This is a genomic window from Geobacillus thermopakistaniensis (assembly GCF_000498995.1).
In the GTDB taxonomy this organism is placed as follows: domain Bacteria; phylum Bacillota; class Bacilli; order Bacillales; family Anoxybacillaceae; genus Geobacillus; species Geobacillus thermoleovorans.
The window spans coordinates 1-4046 of the sequence record NZ_AYSF01000114.1 but is presented as its reverse complement, the minus strand read 5'-3'; the positions used below and the strand labels follow the sequence as shown (position 1 = coordinate 4046).

The 4046-nt window shown below is 54.7% G+C and carries 2 protein-coding genes and 2 pseudogenes; 2 read left to right on the top strand and 2 right to left on the bottom strand.

Going from position 1 to position 4046, the window contains the following annotated elements:
- Positions 1 to 233: 233 nt before the first annotated feature.
- Positions 234 to 941: pseudogene (locus T260_RS121460) on the bottom strand (RNA-guided endonuclease TnpB family protein); the annotation flags it as partial.
- A 243-nt stretch (positions 942 to 1184) separates the two neighbouring features.
- On the opposite strand from T260_RS121460, the gene adh reads away from it, so the two are divergent.
- The gene (gene adh / locus T260_RS121465) at positions 1185 to 2705 is read left to right on the top strand and encodes an aldehyde dehydrogenase (RefSeq protein ID WP_021322697.1); all 1521 of its coding nucleotides are present in this window, start codon (positions 1185 to 1187) and stop codon (positions 2703 to 2705) included.
- A gap of 204 nt (positions 2706 to 2909) precedes the next feature.
- Positions 2910 to 3269: a DUF779 domain-containing protein gene (locus T260_RS121470; protein ID WP_011232669.1), complete on the top strand. Its 360-nt coding sequence runs from the start codon at positions 2910 to 2912 to the stop codon at positions 3267 to 3269.
- Positions 3270 to 3504: 235 nt separating this feature from the next.
- Here the strand turns inward: T260_RS121470 and T260_RS121480 are convergent.
- Positions 3505 to 4046 (bottom strand): annotated as a pseudogene (locus T260_RS121480) (MFS transporter); the annotation flags it as partial.

The window sequence follows — 4046 nt, the reverse complement described above, 5'->3', positions numbered from 1 at the left end:
CGAAACAAGTTTTTGCATCAAATTCGGGAGTGTGGTATGCTTGTTCATAGAGAGCACCTCCTGGGTTTGTTTGTGTCGCTACTCACATTCTACAGGAAAGGTGCTCTTTTTTCTATACCCTTTGGATTTTATTGGATAATCAACACGCCTGAGTTCGGGGCTGTGTCATCAGCCCATCCCATCAGGTTAGGATGTACCCCGATGGACGGCGCACCTGTGACCAGTGCGCTAGGTTAGGCGCTCAAGCCCGAAATCGCTTTGGCGATGTTGATCGCCCCATTTAAGTCGGCGTGGATGGTGTATCCGCACTCTTGGCATTGGAAGAGGATGCCGTTGTGGTTGGCTTTCTCCCGATGACCGCATCGGCATGTTTGACTTGTGTAGTTCGGATTCACCCACTCCACCCGAATGCCCGCCATTTCGGCTTTATAGGCCATCATTGTTTGCAGTTGATGAAACGCCCAAGAATGAAGGCTTCGCCCTGCTTCTTTTAAAGAAGCGGCTCGTTTCCGAATCCCCGTCAAATCTTCCATCCGAATCACGCCAACACCGTTGGCGAGGGCAAAGTGGACGATTTGACGGCTGATTTTGTGGTTCACATCCTTCATCCAGCGGGACTCTTTATGGCCGATTTTGCGAATCATATGGAGCTTCTTGGCTTTGCCCAACGTTCGCCGCAAAGCCGCATATCGTCGGCGAATAAAGGCGCATGGATTGCCTTTAAAAAACAATGACTTCGTTCCGACGCTGGCAACGGCCATATAACGGAGTCCCAGGTCAACGCCCATCACATTGGGTTCGTTTCGTGGTTCCACTGAAAACGTGATCGCGACGGCGAAATACCATTTCTTTCTCTTTTTGTAGAGCTTCACTGCCCTTTGTTTGGCGGTTCCGTCCAGCAGTCGATTCAGCCAGGCTTCTTGATAGGGGCGCGCGGCCACAAACCGTGGGCTTTCAGACGGCTTTTTTCTGTAAATCACAAAGCAAAGGGATTCTCCCTTTCCGCACAGGAGACAGAATATTCCGCCTCCTATGCGGAGGAAACCTGCTCTTATCTATTCCCAATCCATTCAGATATACCCTATCTATCTCTCATTACACAAAATTCTTGACGGCACAAAATTTTTATAATATTCTTTATCTTGTAATCGGATTCAAAAACTTAAATGGAGGAGGAATCGGGGATGATCTACGCACAACCAGGCCAGCCAGGCGCGCTTGTCACATTTAAAAAGCGCTACGAAAACTTCATTGGCGGCAAATGGGTGCCGCCGGTCGACGGCGAGTATTTCGAAAATATCACGCCAATCACCGGACAGCCGTATTGCGAAGTGCCGCGCTCAAAAGCGGCGGACATCGAACTGGCGCTTGACGCCGCCCATGCGGCAAAAGACGCATGGGGACGCACGTCTCCAGCGGAGCGCGCCCGTTTGTTGAACAAAATCGCCGACCGGATGGAAGAAAACTTGGAAATGCTCGCCGTTGCGGAAACATGGGAAAACGGCAAGCCGATCCGCGAAACGTTGGCGGCTGACATCCCGCTTGCCATCGACCATTTCCGCTACTTCGCCAGCTGCATTCGCGCGCAAGAAGGCACGATTTCGGAAATCGATCACGACACGGTCGCCTATCATTTCAAAGAACCGCTCGGCGTCGTCGGGCAAATCATCCCGTGGAACTTCCCGATTTTAATGGCGGCCTGGAAACTCGCTCCAGCGCTCGCGGCCGGCAACTGCGTCGTCTTGAAACCGGCGGAGCAAACGCCGACGTCGATCCTCGTTCTCATCGAACTCATCGAGGATTTGCTTCCACCTGGCGTCGTCAACATCGTCAACGGCTTTGGCTTAGAAGCCGGCAAGCCGCTCGCCTCGAACCCGCGCGTGGCGAAAGTGGCGTTCACCGGTGAAACGACGACCGGACGGCTCATCATGCAGTACGCCTCGCAAAACATCGTGCCGGTTACGCTTGAGCTTGGCGGCAAGTCCCCGAACATTTTCTTCGCTGATGTGATGGACAAAGACGACGAGTTTCTCGATAAAGCGCTCGAAGGCTTTACGATGTTCGCCTTAAACCAAGGCGAAGTGTGCACATGCCCGTCGCGCGCCCTCATCCATGAGTCGATTTACGACGCCTTTATGGAACGGGCGCTTGAGCGCGTCAAGCAAATCAAGCAAGGCAATCCGCTCGATACGGAAACGATGATCGGCGCCCAAGCCTCCTCCGAACAGCTCGAGAAAATTTTGTCATACATCGACATCGGCAAACAGGAAGGCGCTGAGCTCTTGATCGGCGGCGAGCGGAACATGCTCGAAGGAGAACTCGCCGGCGGCTATTACGTCAAGCCGACCGTTTTCAAAGGGCATAACAAAATGCGCATTTTCCAAGAAGAAATTTTCGGCCCAGTGCTCGCGGTCACAACGTTTAAAGATCACGACGAAGCGCTTTCAATCGCCAATGAAACGCTGTACGGCCTTGGCGCCGGCGTCTGGACGCGCGACATCAACACCGCGTACCGCTTCGGCCGCGGCATCCAAGCCGGCCGCGTCTGGACGAACTGCTATCACGTCTATCCGGCCCACGCGGCGTTTGGCGGCTACAAAATGTCCGGCATCGGCCGCGAAACGCACAAAATGATGCTCGACCATTACCAACAAACGAAAAACTTGCTCGTCAGCTATTCGCCGAAAAAACTTGGCTTGTTCTAACATTGGCCCACCTGCTCTTCCACGGCAAAAGGCAGCGCCGACGCGCTGCCTTTTGCCCACTGTTGCATCCGTCACCGCCAAAACCACGCAAACTCCTTTTGATGATGGAATGGAAAACGACGCAACAACCGTTCCATTCGACGAATCCAGCAAAGCTGCTCTAGGAGCCTGTCTTTGGCCATGATGCGAAAGGAGGTGCATCCGATGCCTGATGAACCGAAAGTCATCGCCACCGAAGCAGCGTTAGAATTGATTGAAAAATTAAAGGCGAAATACGGTCCGCTCATGTTCCACCAATCCGGCGGCTGCTGCGACGGCAGCTCGCCGATGTGCTACCCGCTCGGCGAGTTGATCGTCGGCGATTCCGATGTTTTGCTTGGCGAAATCGGCGGCTGCCCGTTTTACATCTCTAAGGCGCAATACGAATATTGGAAGCATACGCAGCTCATCATTGACGTCGTCCCCGGGCGCGGCGGCATGTTTTCGCTCGAAGGCCCGGAAGGCGTCCGCTTTCTCACCCGCTCGCGCGTCTTCGGCCAAAGCGCGGATGCGGGCGCAACGTAACCAGCCATCGCGAATCGTCACCGTGAAACCGCCATGCGCCGGGCATCACGTCGATGCGAAACCGCCTGGCGAAATGGGCCGCACGGAGCGAGCCGCCGGCTTCCATTGGCACCTCACCCCCGGATGCCTCATCGCTCCGGGGGAGTTTTGTTCGTCGCCGCCAAAAAGAAAGGCGGCCCGCCGCCTGAGCGAATGAGGCGCGGTCCGCCGTTTTCTTTTCTTCATTCGCATGCCGCTAGGCCTTCTCCTCTGCCTGCTTCAACTGCTTCATCGCCTCGGTCCGATCAGACAAGGTGATCCTTTTCAAACCGAACACCAACAACAAGCCCACAGCGATAAACACGAGCCCGAACAAAAAGACGGATTGCAGCGAGTCGACAAGCGACTGCTTCAGCACCGGCACGAACATGTCGCGCAGCAGCGCTGGAATCTTGGCCATCGCTTCCGGACTGAGCAGAACGGAATACAGCCCTTGCGGATCATCATGGATCATGCCGGCAAAGCGGTCGACAAGCCCTTTCGCCTGCGCCGGCAGCGCTTCGAGCTTTGGCATGAGCCGCTCGTCAAGCAAGGCGCTCGACCGGTGGTTCATGATGGCGCCAAGCACCGTCATCCCAAACGTCCCGCCGATCGAGCGGAAAAATTGGCTTGAAGACGTCACGACGCCAAGCTCCGATTTTGGAAAGCTTTCTTGCAGGGCGAGCGTCAAAATCGGCATCACGAGCCCTGTGCCAAGACCGAGAATGATCATATACATCGTCAAAATCCAGCCGAAAA

Coding starts and splice junctions, on each gene's coding strand:
- adh (WP_021322697.1), top strand. CDS start 1,185: ATGATCTACGCACAACCAGGCCAGCCAGGCGCGCTTGTCACATTTAAA.
- T260_RS121470 (WP_011232669.1), top strand. CDS start 2,910: ATGCCTGATGAACCGAAAGTCATCGCCACCGAAGCAGCGTTAGAATTG.